Origin of the sequence: Streptomyces sp. NPDC006309 (assembly GCF_040613095.1) — a bacterium.
Taxonomy (GTDB): Bacteria; Actinomycetota; Actinomycetes; order Streptomycetales; family Streptomycetaceae; genus Streptomyces.
Genome location: NZ_JBEXRO010000010.1, coordinates 14458 through 29436, shown reverse-complemented (window position 1 = coordinate 29436; position 14979 = coordinate 14458). Strand labels below are relative to the sequence as shown.

Genomic DNA, 14979 nt, shown 5'->3' with positions numbered 1-14979 from the left:
CCCCTCAGGCCGTCGAGGCGGGCGACGGGAGGACGCTCAGGCTCTCCGCGATCTGCTCGTCCGTGACCGACGGATTCTCCATCGTGCCGGCCAGGAAGGAATCGAAGGCAGCCAGGTCGAAGTTGCCGTGCCCGGAGATGTTGAACAGGACGACCCGCTCCTGTCCGGCCTCGCGAGCGGCCAGTGCTTCCACGATCGCCGCCTTCAACCCGTGCGACGACTCGGGAGCTATGACGAAGCCCTCGCTCCGCGCGAACCTCACCGCCGCGTCGAAGACGTCCGTCTGCGCGAACGCCCGGGCCTCCACCAGACCGTGCTCCTTGAGCAGGCACAGGCTGGGCGCGTCACCGTGGTAGCGCAGGCCGCCGGCGTGGATGGCGCCGGGGATGAAGTCGTGTCCGAGGGTGTGCATGTACAACGGCGGGGTCAGGCCCGCGGTGTCCGGGTAATCGTAGGCCAGCTTGCCCCGGGTGAGGGTGGGGCAGGCATCGGGCTCGGCGGCGACGAACCGGGTCTGCGGGCGCTCGCCGCTGAGCCGGTCCCGCATGAACGGGTAGGCGAGCCCGGCGTAGTTGGAGCCGCCGCCGACGCAACCGATCACTACGTCGGGGTACTCCCCCATGATCTCCATCTGCTTCTTCGCCTCCAGCCCGATCACGGTCTGGTGCAGCAGCACGTTGTTCATGATGGAGCCCAGCGCGAACTTGGTGTCGTCCCGGCTCAGCGCGTCGGCCACGGCCTCACTGATCGCGATGCCGATACTGCCGGGCGAGTCCGGGTCCTTCGCCAGGATCCGGCGCCCGGCTTCGGTCCGCTGCGTGGGCGAGGAGTAGACCTCGGCGCCCCAGCTCCGCATCAGCGACTTGCGGTACGGCTTCTGCTCGAAGGACGCCCGGACCATGTAGACGTTCACCTCGAGCCCGAACAGCGCACCGGCGAACGACAGCGCGGAGCCCCACTGGCCCGCCCCGGTCTCCGTCGTCAGCCGGCGGACCCCCTCCTCGGCGGCGTAGTACGCCTGGACGACAGCGGTGTTCGGTTTGTGGGAACCGGACGGGGACACGCCCTCGAACTTGAAGTAGATGTGCGCCGGAGTGTCGAGCACGCGCTCCAGGCGCTCGGCCCGGACCAGCGGGGAGGGTCGCCAGATCTTGTACACGTCCCGCACCCGGTCCGGGATCTCCACCCAGCGTTCCTGCGTGAATTCGTGATCGATGACTTTCCCCGGAAGCAGATCGGCCAGATCACCCGGCTGGAGCGGAGCCATGGTCAGCGGGTTGAGCGGACCGGGGAGCGGGGCCGGCAGATCGGGAAGGATGTTGTACCAATGGTCGGGCAGATCGGTCTCGGAAAGCAGAACTCGCTTCACCATCGGGCTTCCCTTCGAGTGACATGACATTCTTGCCACGGAATCCTAGGAGGGAGAAAGTCGGACAGCGTCGCCTTTTCTGCTTGTTCGGCGGGATGACGGTCAGCAGATAGGACTAGGCCGAAATGCGCAGGACGGGCAGCCGGGTGAACGTGCAGACTGGGGCGGTGAACGACGCGGGAGTCCGAGGTGGAGGGAACCGTGACGGCAACCGACGCGGACATCATCCGCGAGCTGGAGAAGCTCCGTTTCGACGCCCTTGTGGAACGCAACCTCCGGGCCTTCACCGGTCTCGCTCACCCCGCTCTCGCCTACACCCACTCGAGCGGGACCCTGGATACGCTCGATTCGTTCGTCGAGAAATGCGGGAGTGCCTATTATGTGTACCACCGCATCGATCACCTCATTGAGCATGTGACGGTGGTCGGTGACACCGCCGTGGTGATCGGCGAAATGCGCGTCGACATGACCGCCGGGGGAATACGGAGGGAATTGGCCAACCGCTCGCTCGGAGTGTGGGCCCGGGCCGACGGCGCCTGGAGGCTCCTCGCCCACCAGGCCACCGCGAAGCGGTAGCCGGAGCGCGTCGCGGCGGCGGTGCGCCGTCCCGCACCCTCCCTGTCCGTCCCACCGTGCCGCATCGGGCCGTCGTCACCCACGTCGCCGGCGCCGATTCCAGCTCCTTCACCGACCGCGCGGAGGCGCCGGAGTCCCGGGCCCCGGCGCGCGGGACCAGGTGCTGCCCGACGCCGCCCGCCTCCCCGAACGCTGATGCGCGCCATGCGGGACGTACCCGGCGTGGCCGATGGCCGCACCGCCAGGCCCCCGGATCCGGCCCGCCGCACCCTTCGCAGGCGCGGCGGAGCGGCTGCTCCTCCAGCGCCGCTCCCAGAGCGGTGAAGCCTCGTCAGACGGCCTTGACGACGGTGCCGGTGCTTTCCAGCGCGGTCACCTCGTCGGCGGGAGCCGTGGTGTCGGTGACGAGGGTGTGCAGGAGTGTGGAGGGGCCGACGTGGGCGTAGGCGGTGTGGCCCAGCTTGGTGCCGTCGGCTGCGACGATGATGCGGCGCGCGGAGGCGATGCCGGCCTTCTTCACGGCTGCGTCATCGAGGTCGTAGGCGGTCAGGCCCTCGGCTGCGCTCAGGCCACAGCAGCCCATCACGGCGGTGTCGAAGCGCAGTGCCGCCAGGGAAGCGAGGGTGAGGGGGCCGGTGAGGGCTCCCTCGGCGGCCCGGGGCTGCCCGCCCGGCACCATCAGCCTCGCCCGGCCCGGACCCTGGCCGAGTACGTGGATGGCCTGCAACGACAGGGGCATCACAGTGACCGGTCGTCGGCGCAGCAGGTGGGCGATTTCCAGGCAGGTGGTGCCGCTGTCGAGGAGGACGGTCTCCCCGTCGGCGATGAGCGAGGACACTTCGGCGGCGATGCGGCGCTTGGCGTCGACGGCCGCGTGAGCACGCAGCGCGAAGGGCGGCTCATCGCCCCGGAGCAGCAGGGTGCGCGCCCCGCCACGGACTCGCTCGAGGACGCCTTGCGCGGCCAGCGCGTCGAGATCGCGCCGGATGGTCATCTCGGAGGCGCCGGTCAGTCGGACGAGGTCTTGGACCGTGATCCTCCCGGACTCCCTGACGGCCTGCGCGATCATCCCGTGTCGGTCCGCGTTGCTCATACCGCGATTGAACACCCCTCGAAACGAACATTCAATGTGTGTGAAAGGACAGTATCTGAGCACGTTCAGTGTTCGTTACGGTAGCGGCCATGAGCAATGCGCTGCGACATGCCCGAGTGGCCACCTTTGTCTACTTCATCCTGTGCGGCACGACGATGGGCACCTGGGTGGTGCACATCCCGGCCGTCGAGGAGCGCGTCGGCGTCAGCCACGCGACGCTCGGGGGACTCCTGGTGCTGCTGGGCGTGGGGGCGTTCCTCGGCATGCGGGCGGCCGGGCGTCTGACCGACCGGCTCGGAGCGCGCATCGTCGTCCCCGCCACCGGCGTGCTGTCCAGCGCGGCCCTCGCGCTGCCCGGCCTGTCCCGGGACCCGTGGACTCTGGCAGGTGCCCTGCTGGCCTTCGGGTTCTGCAACGGCTGCCTGGACGTCAGCATGAATGCCCACGCCGTACATGTGGAGAAGGCGTACGGCCGCCCCGTCATGTCGGCCTTCCACGCCACGTTCTCGGTCGGCGGTGTCCTCGCCTCGCTCGTGGCAGCGGCCACGGCGAGCGCCGGCCTGGGCCCGGCCGCAGGCATGGCCGCCATGGCAGGCCTCGGCATCGTGATCGCCGTGGTGTCGGCGGGCGCCCTGCTGCCGGCCGCACCCACCACTGCCGACACGGACCCGGTGGAGACGGCCGAGCAGGCTCAGGACGCCGGTCGCCGCGGAACCAGCGGACGCATCCGGCTCCTCGCCACCCTGGCTCTGCTGGTCATGCTGTGCGAGGGAGCCGCCAACGACTGGAGCGCGCTGCACCTGAGGGACGTCGTCGGTGCACCCGCGAGCACTGCCGCATTCGCGTACGGCACCTTCGCGGCGGCCATGACGATCGGCCGGCTGCTCACCGACCGCCTCGTCACCCGGTTCGGATCCATGACGATCCTGCGCTACGGCGCGGCCACGGCCGCTGTCGGCATCACCGTCGTGGCCGTCTCCGGGTGGATATGGGCGGCGTTCGCAGGCTGGGCGCTGTTCGGTCTCGGGCTGTCCGGCTGTGTCCCGCAGCTGTTCAGTGCGGCCGGGCACGCCGACTCCTCGGCTGCCGGGGCCAACGTCTCCCGCGTCGCCGGACTCGGCTACGTCGGCATGCTCGCCGGCCCCGCAGTCATCGGCTGGCTGACCCACCTCGTCGTCCTGAATCACGCCTTCCTCCTGCTGACCCTGCTGTGTGCGATCACCGCGGTGGCCGCCGGGACCCTGCGCACCGAATCCGACCGCGAGCGCGGGATGGCAGCGAGCAGGCACTGAACACCCCTCAGGATCCGGAAGGACCCATCAGCATGTCCCCCACCGGCCGGAACATCGTGCTGTTCGACCTCTTCGGGGTCATCGCCCGCCACCAGCGCCCGGGCGCCCTGGAAGAAATGGCCGCCCGCTGCCACGCCCCCACCGACACCTTCACCACGGCCTACTGGGACTGCCGCCCGCCCTATGACGCCGGCCGGCAGTCCGCGCCCGAGTACTGGACCGCCGTACTGCGACGGCTGTCCCTGCCCGCCGACGCCGGCACGATCGAGGAACTGCGCCTCACCGACATCGACAGCTGGTCACGCGTCGACGACCGGATGGTCGCCTACGTCCACTCCCTGCGCGACATCGCGGAGGTCGCTCTGCTGTCCAACATCCCCTCCGACCATGCGGACGCCTTCCTCACCGCGCAGCCTTGGCTGCGCGATCTGCACCACGTCGCCTTCTCCGGCAAGATCAGAGTGGCGAAGCCGGCCCCCGCAGCCTTCCATCACTGCGTCGTCGCCATGCGGGCCGCCCCGGCCGACTTCCTCTTCGTCGACGACCGTGAGGAGAACGTACGCGCCGCGCGGGCCACCGGCATGAACGGACACGTCTTCACCGACCGGGACGAGGTGGCAGCCGTCATCGGACACTGGTTGCCGGCTCGGCGCTCCACTCGTCCGACGGGCAGCCCGCCTTGATGGGATGTGCCGAGGACGCCGCCTCGTGCCTGGGCCACGGGATCCGCACGGCCGGTGCTGCCCTCACGGCCGCCCGCTGCTGTGCGTGCCCCGTGGGGGGCGGCGCGCCGGGCTCGCGCACGACACACCTGCCCCTGCTGGTGGCGATCGGCCTCACGACGGGCGGCCGGGCCCGGGCGCGGGCGGGCGGCACGTGGGCGACGGGCGCCAGTGGGCCCTGCCGGCGCTTGCCGGATGCCGTACGACGCCGCCCGCTGAGTGCCCCCTCGGAAAATGACCGTCAGGCGACCGCCGGCCGTTCGGCCTCCCCGTTCTCATGATGGATCGGCGTCTTCCCCCCGGTCAGCGGGACGCCCGTCCCGCCCCGTCGCGCGGCGACGATCTCCGCCGTGATGGACAGGGCGGTCTCCTCCGGGGTGCGGGCGCCGAGGTCGAGGCCGATCGGTGAGTGGAGCCGCGACAGTTCCCGTTCGGTGAGGCCTTCCGACCGCAGACGCCGGTTGCGGTCCTCGTGGGTGCGGCGCGAGCCCATCGCCCCGACGAACGCGACCGGCATCCGCAGGGCCACCTTCAGCAACGGTACGTCGAACTTCGCGTCGTGGGTGAGCACGCACAGGACCGTACGGGCATCGGTGGCGGTGCGCCGCAGGTAGCGGTGCGGCCAGTCGACGACGACCTCGTCGGCGTCCGGGAACCGGTCCGGCGTGGCGAAGACCGGCCGGGCGTCGCAGACGGTGACGCGGTAGCCGAGGAACCGGCCGGCCCGGGCCAGCGCCACCGCGAAGTCCACCGCACCGAAGACGATCATCCGCGGGGGCGGCACGTTCGACTCGACCAGCAGTGTCAGACCGCCGGGGCAGTGCGCGCCTCCCCCGGACTCCGTCCGGGGGGACTCCCCTCTCGCTCCGCTCGCCGACAGGCCCACCGTGCCGGTGCGGCCCGCCTCCAGCAGGGCGCGGGCTTCGGCCGCCGCCACCCGGTCCAGCTCCGGATGGCCGCCGAGAGTTCCCTCGGCCGTGCCGTCGGGGCGGACCAGCAGGGCCCGGCCGAGGAGTTCGGCGGGGCCCCGGGCCACCCGGGCGAGGGCCGCCGGTTCGCCCTGCGCGGCGGCCGACAGCGCCGACCGCAGGACGGTGCGTACGCGGGCCTCGCCGGTCACCGGTGTGACCAGCATGTCGATCGTCCCGCCGCAGGTCAGGCCGACGGCGAAGGCGTCGTCGTCGCTGTAGCCGAACCTTTCGAGCACGCTCTCGCCGGTCCGCAGGGCCTCGCGGCACAGGTCGTACACCGCGCCCTCCACGCAGCCGCCGGAGACCGAGCCGATGGCCGTGCCCGCGCTGTCGACGGCGAGGGCCGCGCCGGGAGCGCGCGGCGCGCTGCCGGCGACCGCCACCACGGTGGCGACGGCGAACTCCCGGCCCTCCTCGGTCCAGTGGCGCAGTTCCTCGGCCAGATCAAGCATCCGGGGCCCCCGCGGCGGCCGACAGGACGCGGTCGGGCCGGATGGGCAGGTCGCGGTGGCGTACGCCGGTCGCGTGCCAGACCGCGTTGGCGATCGCCGCCGCGGCGCCGACGATGCCGACCTCTCCGATGCCCTTGATGCCGACCGGGTCGTCCGGGTCGGTGTCCTCGAGCCAGTCCGCCTCGATGCGGGGCACGTCGGCGTGGGTGGCGACGTGGTAGCCCGCGAGGTCGGCGCCGACATGGCCGCCCGAGGCGTGGTCCCGGACGGCCTCCTCGTGCAGGGCCATGGAGATGCCCCAGATCATGCCGCCCAGCAGCTGGTTGCGGGCGGTGAGCGGGTTGACGATCCGGCCCGCCGTGAAGATGCCGAGCATCCGCCGCACCCGCACCTCGCCGGTGCCGGTGTCCACGGCGACCTCCGCGAACTGCGCACCGTAGGAGTGGCGTTCGGCGGGCGGCAGCGCCGCGACGGCCGCGGTGGTGTCGGAGCGTACGGTGATGCCCTCCGGCGGGATGTCGGCGCCGAGAGCCAGCCGTTCGCGCAGGTCACCGGCCGCGGCCTGGACGGCCCAGGACCACGAGCGGGTGCCCATGGAGCCGCCGGCGATCATCGCGGGACCGAAGGCGCTGTCCCCGATGCGCACCCGGATGCGCTCCGGCGGCACCTGGAGCGCGTCCGCGGCGACCAGAGTGAGCGCGGTACGGGCCCCGGTGCCGATGTCGGCCGCGGAGATCCGCACGGTGAAGGTGCCGTCCGGGTGCGCTGTCGCGGCGGCGGTGGACGGCGCGGCGCCCGCCGGGAACGAGGCCGCGGCCGTACCGGTGCCGAGCAGCCAGCGGCCGTCCCGGCGCACCCCGGGGCGCGGGTCCCGGTCCGCCCAGCCGAACCGGCGGGCGCCCTCCCGGAGGCAGGCGGCCAGCTGGCGGCCGGCGAACGGCAGGCCCGACACCGGGCCCTTGTCCGGTTCGTTGCGCAGGCGCAGCTCGACCGGGTCGAGCCCGCACTTCTCGGCGAGTTCGTCGAGTGCCGCCTCCAGCGCGAACGAGCCGGGTGCCTCGCCCGGGGCACGCATGAACGTCGGGGTGGGCACGTCGAGCCGTACGAGACGGTTGGCGGTGTGGTGGGCGTCGGCGTCGTACATCACCCGCGCCACCCCGGCGCTCGGCTCGATGAACTCGTACACCGTGGAGGTGGCGCTGACGGCTCGGTGCTCCAGGGCGCGCAGGCGTCCGGCGGTGTCGGCGCCGAGCCGGACTCGCTGGGCGGTGGGGCTGCGGTAGCCGGCCAGCGAGAACATCTGACGGCGGGTCAGGACGACGCGGACGGGCCGGTGCAGGACGGTCGCGGCCATCACCGCGGCGACCTGGTGGGCGCGGACCCCCTTGCTGCCGAAGCCGCCGCCGACGTGTTCGGAGCGCACGCGCACGGAGGCCGGGTCGAGGGTGAAGAGGTTCGCGAGTGTGCCGGCGACCCAGGTGACGCCCTGGTTGGAGTCGATCACCTCCAGCTGTCCGCCGTCCCAGCGGGCGGTCGCCGCGTGGGGCTCCATCGGGTTGTGGTGCTCTTCGGGGGTGGTGTATTCGGCGTCCACGACGACGGGCGAGGAGGCGAGCGCGGCGTCGAGGTCCCCCTTCTCCGTCACCGCCGGCATATGGCCGTCCAGCGGGTACGCGTCCGCCCGCTCGCCGGTGAACTCGACGTCGTGCGGCTCCTGTTCGTAGTGCACGACGAGTGCCTCGGCGGCCTCCCGCGCCTGCTCGGACGTCTCGGCGACCACCAGCGCCACCGGCCAGCCCCGGTGCGGCACCCGGTCGTGCTGGAAGACCGCGCAGGTCGGGTCGGGGCGCATGCCCATCGGACCGGTGAAGTCGGTCTCCAGGCGCAGGGCGTTGCGGTGGTCCAGCACGGCGATGACGCCCGGCATGGCGAGGACGGGTTCGGTGTCGAGGGCGCGGACGCGGCCTCGGGCGACCGTGGACAGCACCAGCCAGCCGTGGGCGAGGTCGGCGAAGGGCACCTCGCCCGCGTAGCGGGCCGCTCCGGTGACCTTGTCCCTGCCCTCGACACGGGTGTGGCCGGTGCCGACGGCAGGCGCCTGCGCGGGCGTTCCGGTGGTGACGGCGGTCATCGTGCGCTCTCCTCGGCGAGTTCGGTCAGGACGGCCACCACCAGATTGCGGACGAGGTCCACCTTGTAGCCGTTGTGCGGCAGCGGCCGCGCCGCCGCCAGCTCGGCGTCCGCCGCGGCGGCGTAGGTCTCGGCGGTGGCCGGTGCGCCGGTCAGGACCCGCTCGGCCGCGGCGGCCCGCCACGGCCGGGAGGCGACGGCGCCGAGGGCCAGGCGCGCGTCCCGGACGACGCCGTCACGGACGTCGAGCGCGGCGGCGAGGGAGCCGATGGCGAAGGCGTAGGAGGCGCGCTCGCGGACCTTGCGGTAGCGGGAGCGGGCGGCGACCGGGGCGGGTGGCAGTGTCACGCCGGTGATCAGCGCGCCCGGCGGCAGGGCGGTCTCCCGGTGCGGGGTGTCCCCGACGGGCAGGTAGAAGCCGGCGAGCGGCAGCTGACCGGGCCCGTCCGCCGTCTCGAACCGGACCACGGCGTCGAAGGCGGTCAGGGCCACGGCCATGTCCGAGGGGTGTACGGCCACACAGTGGTCGGAAGCGCCCAGGATCGCGTGGTTGCGGTGCTCGCCCTCGATGGCGGGGCAGCCGCTGCCGGGGATCCGCTTGTTGCAGGGCTGGGTGACGTCGGTGAAGTAGCCGCAGCGGGTGCGCTGGACCAGGTTCCCGCCGACCGTGGCCATGTTGCGCAGCTGGCCGGACGCACCGGCGAGCACCGCCTGGGCGAGCGCCGGGTAACGGCGCCGCACCTCGGGGTGGGCGGCCAGGTCGCCGTTGGTGACGGTCGCGCCGATGCGCAGACCGCCCTCCGGCGTCGTCTCGATCTGGTCCAGCGGGAGTTCGCGGACGTCGACGAGCCGCGCGGGCCGCTCGACGCCGGTCTTCATCAGGTCGACCAGGTTGGTGCCGCCACCGAGATAGCGGGCGTCCGGATCGGTGCCGAGCAGGGCGACGGCCCCGGTGACGTCGTGCGCCCGCTGGTAGTCGAACTCCCTCATGCCACAGCCTCCTCGGCACCCGTCACGGGGTGCGCGTGTTCCTCGTCCGGCCGGGCCCCGGCCGCGCGGGCCACCGCGTCGACGATCGAGACGTACGCGGCGCAACGGCACAGGTTTCCGCTCATCCGCTCGCGGATCTCCTCGGCGGTCAGGGGTGGGGGCCCCGCCTCGGGGCGGACGTCCTCGGTGACGGCGCTCGGCCAGCCCGCCGCGTGCTCCTCGATCATCCCGATCGCCGAACAGATCTGGCCCGGTGTGCAGTAGCCGCACTGGAAACCGTCCAGGTCGAGAAAGGCCTGCTGCACGGGATGCAGCCGCTCACCGTCGGCCACGCCCTCGATGGTGGTGATCTCCCGGCCCTCGGCCGCCACCGCCAGTTGCAGGCAGGCGACCGACCGCCGTCCGTCCAGCAGGACCGTACAGGCCCCGCACTGCCCCTGGTCGCAGCCCTTCTTCGTGCCGGTGAGATCGAGGCGCTCGCGCAGGGCGTCGAGCAGTGTGGTGCGGTGGTCGACGGGCAGTGTGTACTTCTCGCCGTTGATCCTCAAGGTGATGGCACTGGACGTCGATGAGGCCATGAGCTGCTTCTTTCGCATTTCCAGGACAGACGGGGGGCCGGCGGCCGAGGGGCGGCGGCGCGGGGAGTACGTCGTGCGGTCGGTGACGCGAGGGCGGGGGCGAACGAAGGTGCGGGGCGCGGGCCCCGTGGGGGCGGCCGGCGACTCCCGCGGGGCCGCCTCCGCCGCTATGGTGAACGTAACCGGATAGCTGTCCGCTCCTGGAAAACGTAATGGACAGTTGTCCGCTTAGCAAGGGCGAGGTTCGGCCACGCCGTTCGGCCACGCCTTGAGGAGGACGAGTGCCGCAGCAGAAGGACTCACCCCGGCGCTCGGACGCACAGCGCAACCGCGAACGCATCCTGGAAGTGGCACTCGCCGAACTGTCGCACTGTGCCGACACCCCGCTGAGCCAGATCGCCAAGAAGGCCGGTGTCGGGCAGGGCACCTTCTACCGGAACTTCCCCAACCGCGAATCACTCGTCCTGGAGATCTACCGCCACGAGATGCAGCAGGTCGCGGACAGCGCGGAACACCTGCTCGCCACCCGCGCGCCCGACGCGGCCCTGCGCGCCTGGATGGACCGGCTCGCCGAGTTCGCCATGACCAAGGCCGGGCTGGCCGACGCGATACGGCAGGTCACCGGCGCGCCCGGGGGCCCCGCCAAGCCGTCCCCCACACCGGTGGCCCACGCGGCGGAACTCCTGCTGCGCGCCAACGAGGAAGCCGGCACCATCCGCCCCGCGGTCACCGCCGACGACTTCCTCCTCGCCATAGCGGGCCTGTGGCAACTCGACCCCCACGAGGACTGGCGCCCCCGCGCCGCCCGGCTCCTCGACCTCGTCATGTCCGGCTTGCGCAGCGGGGCGCCTCGGGGGTGACGACGCGTGCGGGGGCGCTCTGTGGGGGGCGCCGGCTCGCGGTGAGTGCCTGGTTCCGGTCCGACGGGCGCACCGCCGGCCGGCGGCGTTCCTCAGCCGGCGGGCGAGGGTACGCAGAACCGCGTCGTGGCCGCAGCGGACGCCCGTCATGAGCCCGGCCACCGCGGCCGAGGGCGCGTTCGCCCTGGTGCTGCCCACACTGCCGTTCCGCCGCGCCACGCGGGTCACGCGGGCCGCCCGCCGCCTGCGCCGACGCCCCTGTCGGCACCGCGCGCGGCGAGGCTGCGTCGGCGCCCTGTGGCGGACCGCCCGCTGCCGGCCCGGCCGGCGCGCAGGCGACGAGCCGGGGCAGGGCGGCGTCGACCGCGGCGCATACGTGGTGGGCATGCGGTCCCGGGCGGGTGGTCGAGGTGCCGGACGTGACGGACGGGGATCCGTTCCGCGGTGGTGTCGTCCCGCGGACGGTCCCGGGAGCCCCGGGGGTCACGGGTGGGGGGGTTCCGCGTCGGGCGTGCGGAACCCCCCGGGCTGCCGGGCTCCGGTCAGTAGGTGTGCAAGGTCAGACCGTACCGGCCCAGGATCTCGTTGATCGGCTGGAACCAGGTCTCGCCGCCGCTGGAGCAGTTGCCCCAGCCGCCGGAGGTGACGCCCTGGGCCTGGTCCCCGGTGATGAAGGAGCCGCCCGAGTCACCGGGTTCGGCGCAGGCGCTGGTCCTGGTCAGCTCGTGCACCGCGCCCTGGCTGTAGTTGACGGTCTCGTTCAGCGCCAGCACCGTGCCGCAGTGCCAGTGCGAGGTGGAACCCGAACGGCAGACCGAGGAGCCGACGGGCGCCACGGCGGAGCCGCGTACGAGCTGGTCGGGCACCGTGCCCCAGCCGAGCACCACCGGCACCGTCCACCAGCCGCTGCCCACGCTGACCCAGGCGTAGTCGTTGTCCGGGAACGAGGAGCCCTGGAAGGTGCCGATGTAGGAGTGGTCCCAGCCGCTGACCCCGGCGCCGGGCTGCCCGCAGTGCCCGGCCGTGACGAAGCCGCCGTACACCGAGAAGCCGATGGAGCAGCGGACGTTGCCGGTGTAGTAGGGGTCACCTCCCACGGTGCCGGCGGCGAGGGTCCTCGGGGCCGCGGAAGTCTGGACGGTGACGGGCCCGGTCCGGCGGGCCTGCGACAGGAAGCGCCGGACATCGTTGTCGGCCCGCTTGCCGCGTACGACCTCGACGACGACCGTGCCGGCCTTCGGATCGACATGCCAGCCGCTGACCCCGGGGGGTGCGGTCAGCCGGTCGATGCGCGCCTTGGCCGCGTCCAGTTGCCGGGCGCTGTGCTCGGCGGTACGGACGGTGGCCCCGGAACGTTCGATCGCCCGGCGTGTGGCGGCCGGGGCGTCCCGGGTGAGCGCCACGGTCAGACGCCCGCTCGGGGCGTCGAACCAGGAGCCCGCGTAGGCGGCGCCCGCCGTGCGGCGAGCCTTGGGGGCGAGCTGCGCGGCGGTCTTCTCGGCCGCGAGCCGGGCCACCGCCCGGGTGCGGGTCAGGCCGAGGTCCCGCTGCATGGCGGTGAGGATGCCGTCGGCGGCGGGCTCGGCCGATCGTGCGGAGGTGGCGGCTTCGGCGGCGGAGCCGGTCGCCGACGCGGGGAAGGTACCGGCCGCGCTCAGTCCGCCGAGGACGAGGAGCGCGGCCGTGACGGCGTGCGCAAGTCTGGTGCGTCTCATGGAGGTTGCCCTTCGTCGTTCCAGGGGTGGGGGTGGAACAGCCGATGTGTCTGAGAGCGCTCTCATGCGTGGCGGGGCAGAGCCTAGTCGCGTCCGCACGTCAGGTCCATGCCAATGCAGGGTTCGATCCGACGATGTGAGCGGTGGCCCGGTACGCCGCCGGGCGGGTGACGGCTCATCGGGTGACGTCCGCCGCGTGGACGGCCCCGCACCGCGTGTCCCCATCCGGCCCGCGTGCCTGCCGCCACAGCGGTGTCACCGCCGCACCACGAGCGGCGGTGCCCGTCAACTCGGCGGTTCGCGAAGGGGTCCGGGGCGGGCGGAGCCGGCCGGGCCGGGATAGAGGAGAGTCATGAGAAAGTCCCGGATACCCCCCTGGGCGGCCGCCCTCCTCCTCGCGGCCGCCGGTACCCTCGCCGGTCCCGCGGCCACCGCGGCGGCACCCGGCATCGCGGCCACGGGTTACGTGGCCCTCGGTGACTCCTACTCGGCGGGGGTCGGAGCCGGCGGCTACCTCACCGCCATGCCGCGCTGCCTGCGCAGCAGCCTGTCCTTCCCCGCCCTGTGGGCCGCGGCCCACTCCCCCTCGTCGTTCGGCTTCACCGCCTGCGACGGTGCCAGGACCGGCGACGTGCTCAAGAACCAGCTCGGCCCGCTCGGCCCGCGCACCGGCCTGGTGACCCTCACGGCAGGCGGCCGGGACGCGGGCTTCACCAGCGTGATGGCGGCCTGCGCAGTGGGCGGCAGCGGCAGGTGCCTGTCCGCCCTGGCCAAGGCCCGCTCCGCCACGGACGGGACGCTGCCGGGCAACCTCGACCGTCTCTACTCGGCCATCCGCGGCAGAGCGCCCGCCGCCCGTGTCGTGGTGCTCGGCTATCCGCACCTGTACCAGTTGCACGGCAGCTGTTCGGTCGGCCTGCCGGACACCGAGCGGTCCGCGCTCAACGACGTCTCGGACCATCTCAACGAGGTGCTCGCCGCGCGCGCCGCCGCCCACGGTTTCACCTTCGTCGACGTGCGCAGCGCGTTCGCAGGGCACGAGATCTGCTCACCCGATCCCTGGCTGCACAGCGTCGACTGGCTGGATCTCGGCGAGTCCTACCACCCCACGGCGACCGGGCACTCCCTCGGCTATCTCCCCCGGCTCACCGACGTGCTCTGAAACGGGCACGGGCGCCGGTCACATACCGGCCGTCGCCTTGCGCCGCGCCTGCTCGAACTCCTGGACCGGGTCGCCGCCGGCCTGCCAGGGCCAGGCGGTGACGGTGCCCTCGAGCGCATCGAACACCGCACGGGCCTCCACCCGCCGGTCGGCGGCCAGCAACGCGTAGGCGAGGACGTTGAGATCGGCCAGGGCCGCGGCGTGGGTCAGGAACCCCGGCCGTACCCAGGTGGAGACGACACGGTCGAGGGCCTGGGCCGCCATCGCCTGGGACCAGTGGTTGCGCGCCACCAGCGCCTCGAACCCGCCCCGGTCGAGCACGGCGTGGTACTGCTGGACCTGGGCGGTCAGTTCCGTCGCCGCGCACGGGGCGTTCGCGGGCATTCGGGCCCGCAGGGTGTCCACGAACTCCAGGACCTGGATGCGCGATCCGGCCTCCTCCGGGCTCAGATAGCCCAGCATGCCCAGATAGGCCTCACGGTTCCAGCGGTCACGCGCGAGCACCTCGTTCCACACGCCGAACACCCGGGGCTGTGCCCAGCGTTCCACACGTGCCACCGCCAGGAGGACGACCCACGGGGTGGGATCCTCCGGTGCGAGTTCGGCGGCCCGCAGACAGCGGTCCACGGTACCGGCCGCGTCCTGAAGGCCCCCTCGCGTGCGGGCGTGGACGACCTCGGTCCAGGCGTGCAGGACGAGCGCGTTCGCGTCACGCGGCTCGCGCGTGGCCCAGGTCCGCGCCAGATGCGAACCGGCCAGGAAACCGGCCAGTACGCCCATGCGGTGCGTCCGGCGGTCCCAGTCGCCCGGCTCCTGGGCCAGCAGCCGGGACAGCTGCGCGGCGCACAGGTCCGTCGTCGCGATCGTTCCGGTCCTCGTGGTCGCCAGCAGGGACTTCAGCAGCCTGCCCAGTTCCTGGTCACCGAGTTCCGGCGCCAGGCGTGCCGCTCCGCGGCGACGCGATAGAAAAGCCATGGCCGGAGGCTAGACGGGCCTGTGGATTACGCAAGGTATGCGCCGAGATCGTTATCTGTCACCGACCGTTCCGTCCGTGCGCGCACGCCTCCCA

The 14979-nt window shown here is 72.8% G+C and carries 13 protein-coding genes; 5 read left to right on the top strand and 8 right to left on the bottom strand.

What is annotated here, in order from left to right; genetic code table 11:
• Positions 1-4: 4 nt before the first annotated feature.
• On the bottom strand, positions 5-1372 hold the full coding sequence (locus tag ABZ117_RS15635; RefSeq protein WP_356821039.1) for a TrpB-like pyridoxal phosphate-dependent enzyme: 1368 nt from the start codon (positions 1370-1372) through the stop codon (positions 5-7).
• Positions 1373-1570: 198 nt separating this feature from the next.
• Between ABZ117_RS15635 and ABZ117_RS15630 the strand changes: the two genes are divergently transcribed.
• Positions 1571-1945, top strand: a complete 375-nt coding sequence (locus tag ABZ117_RS15630) for a nuclear transport factor 2 family protein (protein ID WP_356821037.1) — start codon at positions 1571-1573, stop codon at positions 1943-1945.
• Between the two features lie 331 nt (positions 1946-2276).
• Here the strand turns inward: ABZ117_RS15630 and ABZ117_RS15625 are convergent, their stop codons facing one another.
• Positions 2277-3038: a DeoR/GlpR family DNA-binding transcription regulator gene (locus tag ABZ117_RS15625; RefSeq protein WP_356821036.1), complete on the bottom strand. Its 762-nt coding sequence runs from the start codon at positions 3036-3038 to the stop codon at positions 2277-2279.
• Positions 3039-3127: 89 nt separating this feature from the next.
• Here ABZ117_RS15625 and ABZ117_RS15620 point away from each other — a divergent pair, with 89 nt between their 5' ends.
• Both ABZ117_RS15620 and ABZ117_RS15615 read left to right on the top strand, forming a co-directional pair.
• The gene (locus ABZ117_RS15620) at positions 3128-4330 is read left to right on the top strand and encodes an MFS transporter (RefSeq protein WP_356821034.1); all 1203 of its coding nucleotides are present in this window, start codon (positions 3128-3130) and stop codon (positions 4328-4330) included.
• Between the two features lie 32 nt (positions 4331-4362).
• A complete protein-coding gene (locus ABZ117_RS15615) occupies positions 4363-5013 on the top strand; it encodes an HAD family phosphatase (RefSeq protein WP_356821032.1) in 651 nt (216 codons plus the stop codon).
• A gap of 280 nt (positions 5014-5293) precedes the next feature.
• On the opposite strand, the gene ABZ117_RS15610 is transcribed toward ABZ117_RS15615, so the two are convergent.
• Genes ABZ117_RS15610 through ABZ117_RS15595 form a run of 4 tightly spaced genes read right to left on the bottom strand, consistent with a single transcriptional unit; the run spans position 5294 to position 10173 of the window.
• Complete coding sequence (locus ABZ117_RS15610) at positions 5294-6475, bottom strand: XdhC/CoxI family protein (RefSeq protein WP_356821030.1); 1182 nt, start codon at positions 6473-6475, stop codon at positions 5294-5296.
• Complete coding sequence (locus ABZ117_RS15605) at positions 6468-8606, bottom strand: xanthine dehydrogenase family protein molybdopterin-binding subunit (protein ID WP_356821028.1); 2139 nt, start codon at positions 8604-8606, stop codon at positions 6468-6470. The genes ABZ117_RS15610 and ABZ117_RS15605 overlap by 8 nt, the downstream gene beginning before the upstream one ends.
• Positions 8603-9595, bottom strand: coding sequence for a xanthine dehydrogenase family protein subunit M (locus tag ABZ117_RS15600; RefSeq protein ID WP_356821026.1), 993 nt, complete (start codon positions 9593-9595; stop codon positions 8603-8605). Before ABZ117_RS15600 ends, ABZ117_RS15605 begins: the two co-directional genes overlap by 4 nt.
• On the bottom strand, positions 9592-10173 hold the full coding sequence (locus tag ABZ117_RS15595; RefSeq protein ID WP_356821024.1) for a 2Fe-2S iron-sulfur cluster-binding protein: 582 nt from the start codon (positions 10171-10173) through the stop codon (positions 9592-9594). The genes ABZ117_RS15600 and ABZ117_RS15595 overlap by 4 nt, the downstream gene beginning before the upstream one ends.
• Positions 10174-10454: 281 nt before the next feature.
• On the opposite strand from ABZ117_RS15595, the gene ABZ117_RS15590 reads away from it, so the two are divergent.
• Positions 10455-11033 (top strand): TetR/AcrR family transcriptional regulator, encoded by a 579-nt coding sequence (locus ABZ117_RS15590; RefSeq protein ID WP_356821022.1) that lies wholly within the window; start codon positions 10455-10457, stop codon positions 11031-11033.
• Between the two features lie 542 nt (positions 11034-11575).
• On the opposite strand, the gene ABZ117_RS15585 is transcribed toward ABZ117_RS15590, so the two are convergent.
• Positions 11576-12748, bottom strand: coding sequence for a S1 family peptidase (locus ABZ117_RS15585; RefSeq protein ID WP_356821021.1), 1173 nt, complete (start codon positions 12746-12748; stop codon positions 11576-11578).
• Positions 12749-13100: 352 nt separating this feature from the next.
• Here ABZ117_RS15585 and ABZ117_RS15580 point away from each other — a divergent pair, with 352 nt between their 5' ends.
• Positions 13101-13910, top strand: a complete 810-nt coding sequence (locus ABZ117_RS15580) for an SGNH/GDSL hydrolase family protein (RefSeq protein WP_356821019.1) — start codon at positions 13101-13103, stop codon at positions 13908-13910.
• An 18-nt stretch (positions 13911-13928) separates the two neighbouring features.
• On the opposite strand, the gene ABZ117_RS15575 is transcribed toward ABZ117_RS15580, so the two are convergent.
• Positions 13929-14885: a hypothetical protein gene (locus tag ABZ117_RS15575; protein WP_356821017.1), complete on the bottom strand. Its 957-nt coding sequence runs from the start codon at positions 14883-14885 to the stop codon at positions 13929-13931.
• Positions 14886-14979 lie beyond the last annotated feature (94 nt).